Origin of the sequence: Actinocrispum sp. NPDC049592, from assembly GCF_040675465.1 — a bacterium.
In the GTDB taxonomy this organism is placed as follows: domain Bacteria; phylum Actinomycetota; class Actinomycetes; order Mycobacteriales; family Pseudonocardiaceae; genus Kibdelosporangium.
Genome location: NZ_JBFAPA010000018.1, coordinates 146,036 through 160,939 on the forward strand (window position 1 = coordinate 146,036; position 14,904 = coordinate 160,939).

Below are 14,904 nucleotides of genomic sequence, written 5' to 3' on the forward strand. Positions count from 1 at the left end.
TAGGGCTCGTCGGGAGTGGTAGCTGGTGGGCCGATCGCTTGTGCCCTGCGATCGGCCCTGCCGGTCAGCGCAGGCCTTTGAGCATTTCGCGGAGCTGGGCTTCGCCGATGGGGGTGAAGCGGGCGTCGAGATCGAGGAGGTGTTCGGATCCGCCGGGGCCGGGTGACTTCACCGTGGCCGTGACGGTGAAGGCGTCGGGGCCGGTGGCGCCGACCACGACGTCCATCCGGTAGCCGTGTTCGGCGAGCAACGTGGTGGAGCGCTCGCCCGAGCGGGTGTCGAGGACGTGCTGGGTGGCGTCGGCGAAGGCCCGGATGGCCTCGTCGGTCGTGGGGCGCGACAAGTAGGGCTGAAGGGTGATCAGCCACTGGCCGGTGCCAGGGCGGCGGGCGATGTCCAGGCGGGCCTTGGACGGGTCGTTGACGCGCTTGGCGAATGTGGTGATCACGTTGGCGGACTTCGGCGGCTCGAAGTGGGCCGGGCCCGCCGTGTCCAATCGGTGCAACAAGGTTTGGAGGGATGCCGTCAGCCGGTTCACATCCAGTGGGTCGAGGTGGAACTCGACGCACGAGGCGCCCACGGCGTTGTGGTACAGCGGTTCGCCGGACGCGCCGACACCGACGAAGTCGTGCCGGGCGTCGAACCAGGCCCAGACCGTCATGTACGGACCGTCCTCATCGGCTCCGATGAGGACCTGGATGCTGGTGTGCTCGCCGGTGAACACCATCGAGTCGCTCTCGTCATCGTTGCCCCGAAGGGCGGCGAGCGCGCTCTCGGCGAACTTGCGCAACGTCTCGGCCCTGGTCACCCCGCCGGTGTAACCCGGCAGGGCGACCAGCCAAGCACGCTCGCGCTCGTGCCACAGCACCGACAAGCCCCGGGCCGGGTGCTGGCCGAACAACTTCATATCTCCGAAGTGGACGACCTGTTCGGCCGCCGCGACTAACCCGTCGTGCTCCACGCGCGCAGGTTAGTACTGCGGGATGACATCAGAGGCCGAGGGCCTCGTGCACCGCCGCCGCGGACGGTGCGACGGTGGCGCGCGGGCCGATGTGGTTCTCGACGGCGTCGAGGGTCTTGAGGCCGTCGCCGGTGATCAGCAGCACGGTGTCGGCCTCGGGGTCCAGCTTGCCGGTCTCGATGAGCTTCTTCGCCGTGGCGACGGTGACACCGCCAGCGGTCTCGGTGAAGATGCCCTCGGTACGGGCCAGCAGGCGGATACCCTCGACGACCTCCTCGTCCGTCACGTCCTCGATGGCGCCGTTGGTGCGCCGGACGACGTCCAGGACGTACGGGCCGTCGGCGGGGGCACCGATGGCCAGGGAGCGGGCGATGGTGTCCGGGCGGACCGGCTGGACCACGTCGTGGCCGGCCTTGTACGCGGCCGAGACGGGGGAGCAGCCGGTGGCCTGCGCGCCGAACACGCGGTACGGCGTCGGGTCGACCAGGCCGAGCTCACCGAGCTCGCGGAAGCCCTTGTCCACTTTGGTCAGCTGGGCGCCGGAGGCGATCGGCACGACGACCTGCTCGGGCAGCCGCCAGCCGAGCTGCTCGGCGACCTCGTAGGCGAGCGTCTTCGAACCCTCGGCGTAGTAGGGCCGGACGTTGACGTTCACGAACGCCCAGTCCTCGTGCTCAGCGGCGAGCTCGGTCGCCAGGCGGTTCACGTCGTCGTAGTTGCCGTCGACGGCGATGAGCGCGCCGTCGTACACCGCCGTGGTGAGGATCTTGGCTTTCTCCAACGACTTCGGGATCAGCACCACCGACTCCCAGCCGGCGCGGGCGGCCGCGGCCGCTGTTGCGTTGGCCAGGTTGCCGGTGGAGGGGCAGGCGAGAACGCGGAAACCGAGCTGGCGCGCGGCGGCGAGCGCCACGGCGACCACGCGGTCCTTGAATGAGTGCGTGGGGTTGCCTGTGTCGTCCTTGACCCACAAGGACTTCACGCCAAGGGCGGCGGCCAGGCGGTCGGCACGGACCAGACGGGTCAGGCCCGGCTGGGTGTTCGGGTGACTGTCCACATCGGACGGCACCGGCAGCAGGTCACGGTAGCGCCAGATGGACTTCGGACCCGCTTCGATGTCGGCTCGCCGGATGGTGCCGAACGAGTAGGCGACCTCGAGCGGGCCGAAACACTCCGCACAGGCGAATTCCGGGGCCAACGGGATCTCGTGACCGCATTCTCGGCACGACAATGCCCGGGCGGGGCCGAGGTCGAAGGTCGTAGGTGCACCGACTGTTGTCGTCATCGCGAGGTATCTCCTCATCTTTCCCGTTCTCACGGGTCGGAATTGGCACCGTGTTCGCCACCTGAAACGGTGAGCGCCGGTTGCCGGGGCTTCTTCGGGCCGATCCCTCTGCCCCTCTGGATGAGCGGTATTCAGTTGTCGGCTCACTCGTGAGCCGAGAGACACGTTACGGCACAAGCCGAACTCCGTGCCACCCGCGCCGCCCACTATCCGGGAGCGCGGGGCATGGCAGGATGCGGGTGTGAACGCGCCGGCCGTGACGCCCGAGCCGCTGCAACTGGTGGTGGGCGAGGAAGAGCTACTGGTAGAGCGCGCCGTCCGGACCGCGCTGGACAGCGCCCGGCTCGCCGACCCGACCGCCGACCTGACCAGAGTCCGGGTGGCTGAACTCACAGTTCCGCAGCTCAACGAGCTGGTCAGCCCGTCGCTGTTCGCCGAGGCCCGGGTGGTGGTGCTGGAGGCCGCGCAAGAGATCACCCAGGAGATCTCCGACGCGGTGATCGCCTACAGCAAGAACCCGGCCGAAGGCGTCGTGCTCGTCGTGGTCCACACCGGAGGCGGGCGCACGAAGGTCGGCAAGGCATTGCCTGCGGCGTTGAAGAAGGCCGGTGCCTACGTCACCGAGTGCCCGAAGATGACCAAGGCCGCCGAACGCGAGGACTTCGTCCGCAACGAGATCCGCCGCGCGGGCGGCCGGACCGACGCCCCGGCGGTCGCGGCATTGATCGAGACGATCGGTTCGGATCTCCGCGAGCTGGCGTCCGCCGCCGCCCAGCTGGTCGCGGACACCGATGGCAAGGTCGACGAGCAGGCGGTCCGCCGCTACCACAGCGGCCGGGCCGAGGTGAACGGCTTCGCGGTGGCCGAGAAGGCCGTCGTGGGCGACCTGCCTGGAGCGTTGGAGGCGTTGCGCTGGGCCATGCAGCTCGGTGTCCCGCACGTCCTCGTGGCCGACGCCCTCGCTGACGCCGTCCGCACTGTCGCCCGGGTCGCGCCGCTGGGCCGGATCGACCCGTTCAAAATGGCCGGTGAGCTGGGCATGCCGCCCTGGAAGATCCGCAAAGCGATGTCCCAGACCCGCGGCTGGCACCCAGCGGGCCTTGCCGACGCCATGCAGATCGTCGCCGCCCTCAACGCCGACGTGAAGGGCGCCGCCGCCGACGCCGGTTACGCCCTCGAACTGGCGATCATCAAAATCAACCGCGCCCACAAACGCGCCTGACCGAATCGCGGCACCTCGGAAGAGGCACTTGGGATTGGGCGGTGCTTGGGATTGGGCGGTGTTTTGCGGCGTGCAGTGCTTCGGGAAAGGGCTGTGCTTGCGGCTGGTGTGTGGGTGTGGGCATGAGAAAAGGGCCTCACCGTGAGAGTGGTGAGGCCCTTTCTTCAGGTCTGGATCAGAGGCCGTTGGCGACCTTGGCCATGGCCGACTTCTTGTTGGCGGCCTGGTTGGGGTGCATGACGCCCTTGCTGGCGGCCTTGTCCAGCTTGCGGCTGGCGGCCTTGAGCAGCTCGACGGCCTTGTCCTTCTCGCCGGCCTCGGCCGCCTCGCGGAACTTCCGGATGGCGGTCTTCACCGAGGACTTCACCGACTTGTTGCGCTGCCGGCGGGCTTCGTTGGTCTTGATGCGCTTGATCTGTGACTTGATGTTGGCCACGCGGTATCTCCTCAGGTTTCGCTCTCCGGATTGCCGTACCGCGGAGTACTTAGGCCCCGCGAACGCGGGCTTCCTCCAGGTCGGAACGCCACACGGCACGACTCGCCCACTGTAACAGGCGGTCACCTTCGTCGAAGAATCGGGGCTTGGCCTGCGGTAAAGCGGTACCCTCCCCGATCTTGCCTGAGGCAGGGTGGGAGGGGTGAACCCGGTTGCGGTCGGCCTCGTCCTGGTCGCGGCGCTCGCGCACGCCGCGTGGAACTTCTCCGCCAAGCGCGCGGGCGGCGCCGGGAGCACCCTCGTCTGGCTCTACCTGACCACCTCGGCCGTGCTCGGCCTGCCGGTCGTGGTGGTCGCACTGATGATCACTGATGCCCGGCCGAACTGGGGATGGCTGCTCGCGATCGTGGTGACCGCGGTGCTGCATGTCGTGTACGCGCTGACCCTCCAGCGCGGCTACGGGGTCGGCGACATGTCCGTTGTCTATCCCGTGGCTCGGGGAAGTGGGCCGTTACTTTCGGTCATCCTCGCGGTGCTGCTCCTCCACGAGCGCCCGGGAGTGCTGGGCGCGATCGGCGCGGCTCTGGTGGTCGCCGGGGTGTTCGTGATCGGGTTCGGCGGCGGCACACACCAGCGGATCGGGCCCAGCCTGCTCTACGGCGGCCTCACGGGCCTGACGATCGCCGCGTACACCCTCTGGGACGCGCACTCCGTGAACGGCCTCGCGGTCCCGCCGTTGATCTACTTCTTCTCCGGGTCGGTGCTGCAGAGCGTGATCCTGGCGCCGTACGCGTGGACCCAGCGGCGGCAGGTCGCCGGTCTGTGGCGGAAACACTGGAAGGACGTGCTGGTCATCGCCGTGCTGTCACCCATCGGGTACCTGCTGGTGCTGTACGCGATGACCATGGCGCCGGTCAGCATGGTGGCGCCCGCCCGGGAACTGTCGATCGTGGTGGGCAGCGTGCTCGCGTGGCGGCTGCTCGGCGAACCAGACCCGCTGCGGCGGCTCACCGGCGCCGCGATCGTGCTCGCCGGAGTGGCCGCCATCGCCGCGGCCTGAGCTGCACATCGGGCCAGTGGTGAGGGTGGGGGTGTGTTGCTGGGGTGTAACGGGCGGGAGATTGGCCGGTCAGAGTAGTGCGCCCAGGCGTTTCGCTGAGTCAAGATGTCGACCATGAGCCGGCGAACAGTTCCATCTCGGGCCAAGGTGTCCCCTTCGGGCAATGGGCACGTACCTGGTGCGTTGTTCGACGGCTATCTGGATCCGGCGCGGCCGCATGCCGGCGCGTACGACGAGATGTTCGCGGAGGCGTCGAGCGTGAGGTCGGCGTACCGGACGCTGTACGACTCGCTGGTGCCGTCGCAGGCCGCTGATCTCGCCGCCCGCTCCGAGGCGCTGGACCGCGCCTTCGTCGACCAGGGCATCACCTTCTCCCTCTCCGGGCAGGAACGGCCCTTCCCGCTCGACCTCATCCCCCGGGTGATCACCGCCACCGAGTGGTCCAAGTTGGAACGCGGGATCGTGCAACGCGTCCGCGCCCTGGAGATGTTCCTCGCCGACATTTATGGCGACGCGCAGATTGTCCGCGACGGTGTGCTGCCGCGGCGGTTGATCACCTCCTGTGCTCATTTCCACCGGGAGGCCGCCGGGATCTCGCCGCCCAACGGGGTCCGCATCCACGTCGCCGGGATCGACCTCATCCGGGACGAGGCGGGGGTGTTCCGGGTGCTGGAGGACAACCTGCGCTGCCCGTCCGGGGTGTCGTACGTGATGGAGAACCGCCGGACCATGGCGAGGGTGTTCCCCGACCTGTTCGCCCGCCACCGGGTCCGCGCGGTCGGCGACTACGCGGGACACCTGCTGCGTGCGTTGCGTGCTTCTGCCGCGGCGAACGTGGCCGACCCCAATGTCGTTGTGCTCACGCCGGGTGTGCACAACTCCGCGTACTTCGAGCATTCGCTGCTGGCCCGCCAGATGGGTGTGGAGCTCGTCGAGGGCCGCGACTTGTTCTGCCGGGACAACACCGTCTACATCCGCACGACCGAAGGCGAACGCCGGGTCGATGTGATCTACCGGCGCATCGACGACGACTTCCTTGACCCCGTGCAGTTCTACCCCGACTCGGTGCTCGGCGTCGCTGGGCTGGTGAACGCCGCCCGCGCGGGCAACGTCGTGATCGCGAACGCTGTAGGCAATGGCGTCGCCGACGACAAGCTCGTCTACACCTACGTGCCCGAGATCGTTCAGTACTACCTCGGCGAGAAGCTGCTGCTGCCCAATGTGGACACCTACCGGTGCTGGCTGCCCGAGGAACGCGCGTATGTTCTCGACCACCTGAACGAGCTGGTGATCAAGCCCGTTGAAGGCTCTGGTGGGTACGGGATCGTGTTCGGCGCCGAGGCCACCGCGCCGGAGCTCGCCCGGGTGCGGCGCAAGATCCGCGGCAACCCGCGCGGCTGGATCGCGCAGCCCGTGGTCCAGCTGTCGACCGTGCCCACGAAGATCGGCGACCGGCTCGCGCCCCGGCACGTGGACCTGCGGCCGTTCGCGGTGAACGACGGCAACTTCGTGTTCGTGCTGCCCGGCGGGCTGACCCGGGTCGCGCTCAACGAAGGCAGCCTGGTGGTCAACTCCTCGCAGGGCGGCGGGTCCAAGGACACCTGGGTGCTGGCGGCGCGATCGTCCACTGTGGAGCGTGAACTCGCCGAGCCCGGCCTGGCCGAGCTGGCCACGGTGGACTCGCCCGCGGCCGACCAGGGCCCGGAGCTGACCAGTTCACAGCAACACCAGCAACAGCAGCAACAACAGTCATAGCGAGGAGGCACGATGCTGGCACGCAATGCCGAGTCGCTGTACTGGATCGGCCGCTACGTCGAACGCGCCGACGACACCGCGCGGATCCTGGACGTCTCGGTGCACCAATTGCTCGAGGACGCCACGGTCAACCCGGACGCCACCAGCCGTCAGCTGCTGGCCGTCCTCGGGATCGAACCGCCCGAGGGCACCGAGCTGGACGTGTGGTCACTGACCGAGCTCGTCGCGTACTCCAAGGACCACGCCGGATCGATCGTCGCGTCGGTCAACAGCGCGCGGGAGAACACGAGGGGCGCGCGTGAGGTGGTCTCCACCGAGATGTGGGAATGCCTCAACGCCATGTGGAACGCCGTGCCCGAACGGCAGACCTACGCGCGGATGATGGGGCCGCACGCGTTCTTCGCGTTCGTCGAGGAACGCGCCGCGATGTTCGCCGGCCTCGCGGACTCCACGATGAGCCGCGACGACGGCTGGCGGTTCCTCGTCCTCGGCCGGTCCGTGGAACGCGTGGACATGATCGTGCGGCTGTTGTTGTCCCGCGTGGGCGACAAAGCATCTTCGCCCGGGTGGGTGACCGTGTTGCGCTCGGCGGGCGCGCACGACACGTATCTCAGGACTTACCGTGGCGCTCTGGATGCCGCGCGGGTCGTGCAGTTCATGCTGTTGGACAGGTTGTTCCCACGATCGGTGTTCTATTCGCTACGCCAGGCGGAAGCGTGTCTCGAGCAGCTCGATCACCAGCCGGATGTGCGGGTCGGTGCGAGGGCGGAGGCGTTGCGGTTGCTCGGCCGGGCTCGCAGCGATCTCGAGTTCCTGAAGCCCGCGGACCTGCTGGAAGACTTGCCAAGACGGCTGCGGGCACTGCAGGCGACCGTCCGGGACGTGGGTGAAGCAGTGTCACAGCAGTACTTCCACACCGCGCCGTGGGTCGCGTGGACCAACGCGGAGGTGTCCTCGTGAGCTGGCGGGTACGTGTCATTCACTCAACCGGGTACAGGTATCGGTCGGTCGTCACCCAGTCGTACAACGAAGTACGCCTAACACCACGCTCCGACCGCAGGCAGAACGTCGTGGTGAGCAGGGTCGAGACGACACCGGCCACACGTCAGTACCGCTACACCGACTACTGGGGCACGCTCGTCACGAGCTTCGACCTGCACGCACCGCACACCCAGCTGAAAGTCGTTGGCGCGTCGGTGGTGGAGACAAGCAGTGAGGTCGAGCCGGTCCGCACGGGCACGTGGGCGGACCTGCGTGAGGAAAACCTCGTTGACCGCTACACCGAGCTGCTCGAACCCACCGCATACGTCCCCAAAGCGCGTGAACTTGCCGCAGTGGCAAGGGACCTGCGCAAGGGCAGGACCCCGGCGGAGGCGGTTCTCGAAGCGTCCCAATGGGTTCACGACAAGCTCAAGTACCAGGCCGGCACGACAGGCGTGCACTCGTCCGCGGTCGACGCCTACGCCGCGGGCGAAGGCGTGTGCCAGGACTTCGCGCACGTGACGCTGTCCTTGTTGCGCGCCATGGGCATTCCCGCGAGGTACGTGTCCGGGTACCTGCACACCAAGCCGGACGCGGAACCCAAGGAGACGGTGCGCGGCGAGAGCCACGCGTGGATCGAGGCGTGGACCGGGGGCTGGTGGGGCTACGACCCGACCAACGCGATCCCGGTGGGCCCCAGGCACATCTGGGTCGCCCTCGGGCGGGACTACGCGGATGTGGCCCCGCTCAAGGGCATCTACTCAGGAGGTGACGCCACCGCTCTGGAGGTGACCGTCGACATCACGCGCCTCGCGTAGCCAGTCCAGCAGCGGCGTCACCTTGGTCGGGTGCCGGATCGCCGCGTCGACCATCGGCGTGAGGTTGATCTGCGCACCGCCGGCCAGGCGCAGCACCCAGGTGTCCGACCAGTCCAGTTCGAAGCTCGCCTTGCCCGCGTCGATCAGGCTGACCGCGATCAGGTCGGCGATCAGCCGCGCGACGACCTCACGGCGTTGTGCGTGCGTCGCGGCGCCGTCGACCAGAGCCATCAGCTGCTCGGTCTTGCCGCGCTCGACCACGCCGAGGATCTCGTCGACGCTGCCGGTCGGCACGATGCCGCGCTTGACCGACGAGTCGGTCAGCACCTTCGCGTTGTTCCGCGCGATGTTGGTGGTGCCCAGCTGCACGACCTCCGTCCAGGAGGCGCGCGGGCCGAGACCGTCGACGATCAGCTCGCTCTCCAGCTCGGGCACCGTCCGCGCCGGGTCGCGCAGCACGGACCAGGCGGGCCGGTCGTCGGTGGCCGGGCCGTCGCCGGTCAGCTTGTCGATGGCCGCGATCCGCACCCGCATCGTCGGGTGGCTGTCGTAGCGGGACGACGGTTCGGAGTCGAGCAGCGACTCCTGGGCCTCGAGCAGCTGGGCGTGCCGGACGTCGTTGCACAGGAACGCGTGGAACCCCATCAGCAGCTCGGGCGTGCGACCCGCTTCCGGCGCCAGCCGGACGTACGAGTCGCCGTAGTGCGACCAGGCCGCGTCCAACGCGTTGATCTTGCCAAGCGCCGACTTTGCGGCCTCCTTGCCCGCCGCGCGCACTGCGACGGCGTCGGCCTGCAGCTCCTGGGCGCGGTTGGCCGACCGGGCCACCACCAGGTACAGCTTCACGTACGGCGTCAGCAGCACTCGCAGCCAGCCGTCGGCCGCGGCGAGCGTCCGCTGCATGGTGGCTGTCGCGCGGTAGGTCACTGCGGACAGCTTGGTGTGCCCGTGGCTGTAGTGACCAAGTTCATGCCCCAGCACGGACCGCAGCTCGGACACCGAGAGCCCGGCCAGCAGCGGCAGGCCGATCATCATGTGCCGCTTGCCCGAACGCAGGCCGAGCAGGTGACTTTCCTCCCACACCGCCGCGTTCACCTTGGGCACGATCCGGACGTCGTCCGGGCCGCGGGTGTTCGCCGCCACGGCGAGCTCGTCGATCATCGCCCAGAGTTCGGGCTGCTCGGCGCGCTCGACCCGGGCGCCGTACGGCTCCTGCTTGATCTTCAGCACTTTCCACAGCGCGGTGCCGATGGCGATCGACGCGAACACCGCGATGGCGCCGACCCTCAGCCCGCCGCCCGCGTGCCCCGTCGTGAGCCCGAGGACCGCGACGAACAGCATCCCGCCGATGAGCCCCAGCACCAGCACGAAGAACCCGACCAGAAGCAGCACGCCCAATCCGGCGCGCAGTTTGACCCCCACAGTCCACCCCTTGGTTTGACAGGCCCCCCGACCTGGCGGGGAATTCTGCACCTCGGTGACTGTGCGTGTCCAGACGGTTAGCCGAGACGGGCGTTGATGGCCTTGGCAACCAGCTCAAAGCGGTCCGGCGGAAGGATGGACCCCTCCCGGCGCAGGTCGTCCTCGTCCAGCTCGTACATCCGGTCCAGCCGGACGAACGACTCGCGGCCGTCGTGGTCCCAGGCGCCGCTGCCGAGGTTCAGCCAGCCTCCCTCGCCGTGGTGGTCCTTGCTCGACAGCATCATCGCCAGCAGCCGCGATCCGGCCCGGCCGATCACCAGCAGCGGACGGTCCTTGCCCCGGTCCGGGTCCTCCTCGTACGGCACCCAGGCCCAGATGATCTCCCCGGGATCGGCCAGTCCGTCCAGGTCGGGGCTGTAGTCTAGAGAGGCGCCGTCCTCAACGACGTACACCTGCTTGACGGCGCCGTAGGCGGGCTTGGGGTCTTCGCCGGGATCACGCACGCGGTGAGCGTACTGCCCATGGGACCATGGGGCGGTCAGGCAGGGAAAACAGCGAGGGAATCAGTGGCCACGTTCGCCGATACGACGTTCACGCCGCCGGAGCGCATCCGGAACTTCTGCATCATCGCGCACATCGACCACGGCAAGTCCACCCTGGCCGACCGGATGCTGCAGCTCACGGGTGTGGTCGAGGAACGCGCCATGCGGGCCCAGTACCTCGACCGGATGGACATCGAGCGGGAACGCGGCATCACGATCAAGGCGCAGAACGTCCGGCTGCCCTGGGTGGTCGACGGCGAGGAGATCGTGCTGCACATGATCGACACGCCGGGGCACGTCGACTTCACCTATGAGGTCTCCCGGGCGCTCGAGGCGTGCGAGGGCGCGATCCTGCTGGTCGACGCCGCGCAGGGGATCGAGGCGCAGACGCTGGCCAACCTGTACCTGGCGCTGGAGAACAACCTGGCGATCGTCCCGGTGCTGAACAAGATCGACCTGCCGGCCGCCGATCCGGAGAAGTACTCACGTGAGCTCGCGCACATCATCGGGTGTGAGCCGGAGGAGGTCCTGCGGGTCTCGGCGAAGACTGGTGAGGGCGTCAGCGACCTGCTCGACGCCGTCGTACGGGCGGTGCCGCCGCCCGTGGGTCAGGCGGACGCCCCGGCCCGGGCGATGATCTTCGACTCGGTCTACGACACCTACCGCGGCGTCGTCACCTACATCCGGGTGGTGGACGGGAAGATCACTCCACGTGAGCGGATCCGGATGATGTCCACCGGCGCCGTGCACGAGCTGCTCGAGGTCGGCATCATCTCGCCGGAGCCCAAGCCCAGCAAGGGACTCGGGGTCGGCGAGGTCGGCTACCTGATCACCGGTGTGAAGGACGTCCGCCAGTCCAAGGTCGGTGACACCGTCACCTCCGAGCGCAAAGGCGCGACCGAACCCCTTGCGGGGTACCGGGAACCGCGGCCGATGGTCTACTCGGGACTGTATCCGCTGGACGGCTCGGACTACCCGGACCTGCGCGAGGCGCTGGACAAGCTGCAGCTCAACGACGCCGCGCTGACCTACGAGCCGGAGACCTCGGCGGCGCTGGGGTTCGGCTTTCGCTGCGGCTTCCTCGGCCTGCTGCACCTGGAGATCACCCGCGACCGGCTGGAGCGCGAGTTCGGCCTCGAGCTGATCTCGACCGCGCCGAACGTGGTCTACCGCGTGGTGACCGACGACGGCACCGAGACCACCGTGACCAACCCGTCCGACTGGGTGGACGGCAAGATCATGGAGGTCTACGAGCCGATCGTGAAGACGACGGTGATCTGCCCGAGCGAGTTCATCGGCACCGTCATGGAGCTGTGCCAGTCGCGGCGCGGCCAGCTCGGCGGCATGGACTACCTGTCCGAGGACCGCGTCGAGCTGCGCTACACCATGCCGCTGGCGGAGATCATCTTCGACTTCTTCGACTCACTGAAATCGCGCACCCGCGGCTACGCCTCGCTGGACTACGAGGAGGCGGGCGAGCAGACCGCGAACCTCGTGAAGGTCGACATCCTGCTGCAGGGCGAACCGGTGGACGCGTTCAGCGCGATCGTGCACCGCGACGCCGCCTACAACTACGGCACCCGGATGGCCACCAAGCTGCGCGAGCTCATCCCGCGCCAGCAGTTCGAGGTGCCCATCCAGGCGGCCATCGGCTCGCGGGTGATCGCCCGCGAGACCATCCGCGCCATGCGCAAGGACGTCCTCGCCAAGTGCTACGGCGGTGACATCACCCGGAAGCGCAAGCTGCTGGAGAAGCAGAAAGAAGGCAAGAAGCGGATGAAGATGGTCGGCCGGGTCGAGGTGCCGCAGGAGGCCTTCGTCGCCGCGCTGTCCACCGACGAGGCGGGCGACAAGCCCAAGGGCAAGAAGTAGGACGCCACGGGTCGGCGGGCCTCCGGGCCCGCTGGCTGGGGTGGTGTCGCGCCGCCGGTGGCTGAGGTGGGTGGTAGCGGGGCCGGAGGCCGTGGTTGCGGGGCCGGTGGTGGTGCCTGGGGCCGGTGGCTGGGGCGCTGTGGGGCTGGTGGCTGAGGTTGTGGGCATTCAGGCTGCCCGCTGTCTGAGGGGTGTGGCCGCTGGCCGAGCCTCCGGGGCTACCCGCCCGTTGCCGTGGGGTGTGCGGGGCGTTGTGTGGGCGACGGGTTAGGTCAGTTCTGCGAGGATGCGCAGCGCTTCGGAGTACTTGGCTTTGAGCCGTTCCTGGAGTTCCGGGTCGAGCCTCGCCATCCGGATCGGGTCGCAGTTGTCGGCGATGTCCGCGTGCTTGACCGTCACCGCGACTGGGTCCGCAGCGACCCGGTTGAGGTAGTCGGGCATCGGCTCGCCCTTCACCTTGCTCAACGCGATCACCGACGCGACAACGTTTTCCGGGCATCCCGCCGCGCGCAGATCGTCTGCCGTTAGGTGTGTGTCCTCGATGACGTCGTGCAGCACCGCGGCCATTTTCGCGTGCTCACCCTCGACTCTGGCCATCACGCGCATCGGGTGGCCGATGTAGGGGCGGCCCGACTTGTCGATCTGGCCCTTGTGCGCTTCCGCCGCGATCCGCACCGCGTCGTCGACCGTGAACGTCATGAGCGTGATTGTGCCTGGTCAGGGTGGTCTGGTCGGGGAGATGGGCGGGGAGCGGGATGGTTGGGGGTTGACAGGACGTATTGGTCTAGTCCACTTTATTAGTGGTGTAGACCACAAACCGGGCGCGGGTGTGGAGAAAAGAAGATGGCCAGCAGGACCAGGCGGCTGTTCGCAGCCGTCGTCTCAGCGATCGCCGCCCTCGCGCTGATACCGGCCGGACCGGCCGTGGCGGCCAACATCGTCGCGAACCCCGGGTTCGAGACCGGATCCACGAGCAGCTGGACGTGTACCGGCACCTCGGTGGTCGCCAGTCCCGTGCACTCCGGGTCGCGCGCGTTATCCGGCACCCCCGCCGGGCAGGACTTCGCTCAGTGCACCCAATCGATCGTCGTGGTGCCCAACACCGCGTACAAACTGTCGGCCTGGGTCAACGGCAGTTACACCTACTTGGGTGTCACCGGTACCGGAACGGGCGACAAGAACACGTGGACCCCGGTCGCCGGATCGTGGACGCAGCTCTCCCTCGACTTCACCACCGGGGCCTCGACCCGGAGCGTGACGATCTACGTGCACGGCTGGTACGGCCAGCCCACGTACTACGCCGACGACTTCAGCCTCGACGGCCCGGGTGGCGGGGACCCGAACCCGCCGGTCGTCCCGGCCACGCCGAGCGGCCTCAGCGGCAGCGCGACCGGCCCGACGACGGCGAACCTGAACTGGACTGCGGTCTCCAACGCGACCAGCTACAACGTCTACCGCAACGGCACCCGCGTCGGGTCGCCGACGAGCCCGTCGTTCAGCGACTCCGGGCTGACCGCTCAGACCACCTACAGCTACACGGTCAGTGCTGTGAACTCCGCGGGTGAGTCCGCACGATCCGGGGCGGTGTCGGTGACAACGCCGCAGAACGGCAACCCGGGTGGCAGCCTGCCGAAGCACGTGCTGACCGGGTACTGGCAGAACTTCTTCAACGGCGCCCGTGCGCTGCGCCTGTCCGACGTGCCGACGACGTACGACATCATCGCGGTGGCGTTCGCCGACGCGGTGCCGGGACGGCCCGGCGGCATCTCGTTCACCCTGGACTCGGGTCTGTCCTCACAGCTGGGTGGGTACACCGACGCACAGTTCAAGGCGGACATCGCGACCGTGAAGGCCCGCGGCCAGAAGGTGATCATCTCGGTCGGCGGCCAGAACGGCACGATCTCGGTCAGCGACAGCACCTCTGCCACCAACTTCGCCAACGACGTGAAGTCGCTGATCAACAACTACGGCTTCAACGGCGTCGACATCGACCTGGAGAACGGCATCAGCGCCGGGCCGATGGGCACCGCGCTGCGCAGCATCGCGGCCGGCGGCGGCTCGATCATCACGCTGGCGCCGCAGACCATCGACATGCAGAACACCAGCGGCGGGTACTTCCAGCTGGCGCTGAACATCAAGGACATCCTGACCGTCGTCAACATGCAGTACTACAACTCCGGCACCATGCTCGGCTGTGACCAGGGTGTCTACGGCCAGGGCACGGTCAACTTCCTCACCGCGCTGGCCTGCATCCAGCTGCAGGGCGGTCTGCGGCCGGACCAGGTCGGACTGGGGCTGCCGGCGTCGCCAAGCGGCGCGGGCGGCGGCTACCAGTCACCGGGCAACGTCAACAACGCGCTCGACTGTCTCGCCAGGGGCACCAACTGCGGCAGCTTCAAGCCCAGTACCACCTGGCCGGCCATCCGTGGCGCGATGACCTGGTCGATCAACTGGGACGCCTCCAACGGCTACCAGTTCGCGAACACTGTCGCACCGCACCTCGACACCCTGCCTTGAGGTGCCCCCGGAGTGGCTCTCGTCTCCGCCCAC

Annotated in this window: 13 protein-coding genes and 1 riboswitch; of the genes, 7 read left to right on the forward strand and 6 right to left on the reverse strand. The window is 68.3% G+C overall.

Annotated elements, in window-relative coordinates; genetic code table 11:
- Positions 1-64: 64 nt before the first annotated feature.
- Both AB0J95_RS37135 and thrC read right to left on the reverse strand, forming a co-directional pair.
- Complete coding sequence (locus tag AB0J95_RS37135; RefSeq protein WP_364768970.1) at positions 65-961, reverse strand: hypothetical protein; 897 nt, start codon at positions 959-961, stop codon at positions 65-67.
- A 28-nt stretch (positions 962-989) separates the two neighbouring features.
- The gene (thrC, locus tag AB0J95_RS37140) at positions 990-2,246 is read right to left on the reverse strand and encodes a threonine synthase (RefSeq protein ID WP_364768973.1); all 1,257 of its coding nucleotides are present in this window, start codon (positions 2,244-2,246) and stop codon (positions 990-992) included.
- 11 nt (positions 2,247-2,257) lie between these two features.
- A riboswitch (SAM riboswitch) is annotated at positions 2,258-2,373 on the reverse strand.
- A gap of 114 nt (positions 2,374-2,487) precedes the next feature.
- On the opposite strand from thrC, the gene holA reads away from it, so the two are divergent.
- Positions 2,488-3,468, forward strand: coding sequence for a DNA polymerase III subunit delta (holA, locus tag AB0J95_RS37145; RefSeq protein WP_364768975.1), 981 nt, complete (start codon positions 2,488-2,490; stop codon positions 3,466-3,468).
- Between the two features lie 175 nt (positions 3,469-3,643).
- Here holA and rpsT read toward each other — a convergent pair whose 3' ends face one another.
- Positions 3,644-3,904, reverse strand: a complete 261-nt coding sequence (rpsT, locus tag AB0J95_RS37150) for a 30S ribosomal protein S20 (RefSeq protein ID WP_364768978.1) — start codon at positions 3,902-3,904, stop codon at positions 3,644-3,646.
- Between the two features lie 202 nt (positions 3,905-4,106).
- Here rpsT and AB0J95_RS37155 point away from each other — a divergent pair, with 202 nt between their 5' ends.
- The 4 genes from AB0J95_RS37155 to AB0J95_RS37170 all read left to right on the forward strand — a co-directional run bounded on the left by AB0J95_RS37155 (position 4,107) and on the right by AB0J95_RS37170 (position 8,518).
- A complete protein-coding gene (locus AB0J95_RS37155; protein WP_364768981.1) occupies positions 4,107-4,964 on the forward strand; it encodes a DMT family transporter in 858 nt (285 codons plus the stop codon).
- 114 nt (positions 4,965-5,078) lie between these two features.
- Positions 5,079-6,719, forward strand: coding sequence for a circularly permuted type 2 ATP-grasp protein (locus AB0J95_RS37160; RefSeq protein WP_364768984.1), 1,641 nt, complete (start codon positions 5,079-5,081; stop codon positions 6,717-6,719).
- A 12-nt stretch (positions 6,720-6,731) separates the two neighbouring features.
- On the forward strand, positions 6,732-7,679 hold the full coding sequence (locus AB0J95_RS37165; RefSeq protein WP_364768987.1) for an alpha-E domain-containing protein: 948 nt from the start codon (positions 6,732-6,734) through the stop codon (positions 7,677-7,679).
- Positions 7,676-8,518, forward strand: a complete 843-nt coding sequence (locus tag AB0J95_RS37170) for a transglutaminase family protein (protein ID WP_364768990.1) — start codon at positions 7,676-7,678, stop codon at positions 8,516-8,518. Before AB0J95_RS37165 ends, AB0J95_RS37170 begins: the two co-directional genes overlap by 4 nt.
- Here the strand turns inward: AB0J95_RS37170 and AB0J95_RS37175 are convergent.
- Complete coding sequence (locus AB0J95_RS37175) at positions 8,462-9,940, reverse strand: M48 family metallopeptidase (RefSeq protein WP_364768993.1); 1,479 nt, start codon at positions 9,938-9,940, stop codon at positions 8,462-8,464. The genes AB0J95_RS37170 and AB0J95_RS37175 overlap by 57 nt on opposite strands.
- A gap of 77 nt (positions 9,941-10,017) precedes the next feature.
- Positions 10,018-10,443, reverse strand: a complete 426-nt coding sequence (locus AB0J95_RS37180) for a type II toxin-antitoxin system PemK/MazF family toxin (protein WP_364768996.1) — start codon at positions 10,441-10,443, stop codon at positions 10,018-10,020.
- A 63-nt stretch (positions 10,444-10,506) separates the two neighbouring features.
- Here AB0J95_RS37180 and lepA point away from each other — a divergent pair, with 63 nt between their 5' ends.
- On the forward strand, positions 10,507-12,354 hold the full coding sequence (gene lepA / locus AB0J95_RS37185) for a translation elongation factor 4 (RefSeq protein ID WP_364768999.1): 1,848 nt from the start codon (positions 10,507-10,509) through the stop codon (positions 12,352-12,354).
- Between the two features lie 267 nt (positions 12,355-12,621).
- Here the strand turns inward: lepA and AB0J95_RS37190 are convergent, their stop codons facing one another.
- Complete coding sequence (locus tag AB0J95_RS37190; protein WP_364769002.1) at positions 12,622-13,053, reverse strand: phosphohydrolase; 432 nt, start codon at positions 13,051-13,053, stop codon at positions 12,622-12,624.
- Positions 13,054-13,197: 144 nt separating this feature from the next.
- Between AB0J95_RS37190 and AB0J95_RS37195 the strand changes: the two genes are divergently transcribed.
- Entirely contained in the window at positions 13,198-14,871 is a 1,674-nt protein-coding gene (locus tag AB0J95_RS37195) for a glycoside hydrolase family 18 protein (protein WP_364769005.1), read from the forward strand.
- Positions 14,872-14,904: the final 33 nt, after the last annotated feature.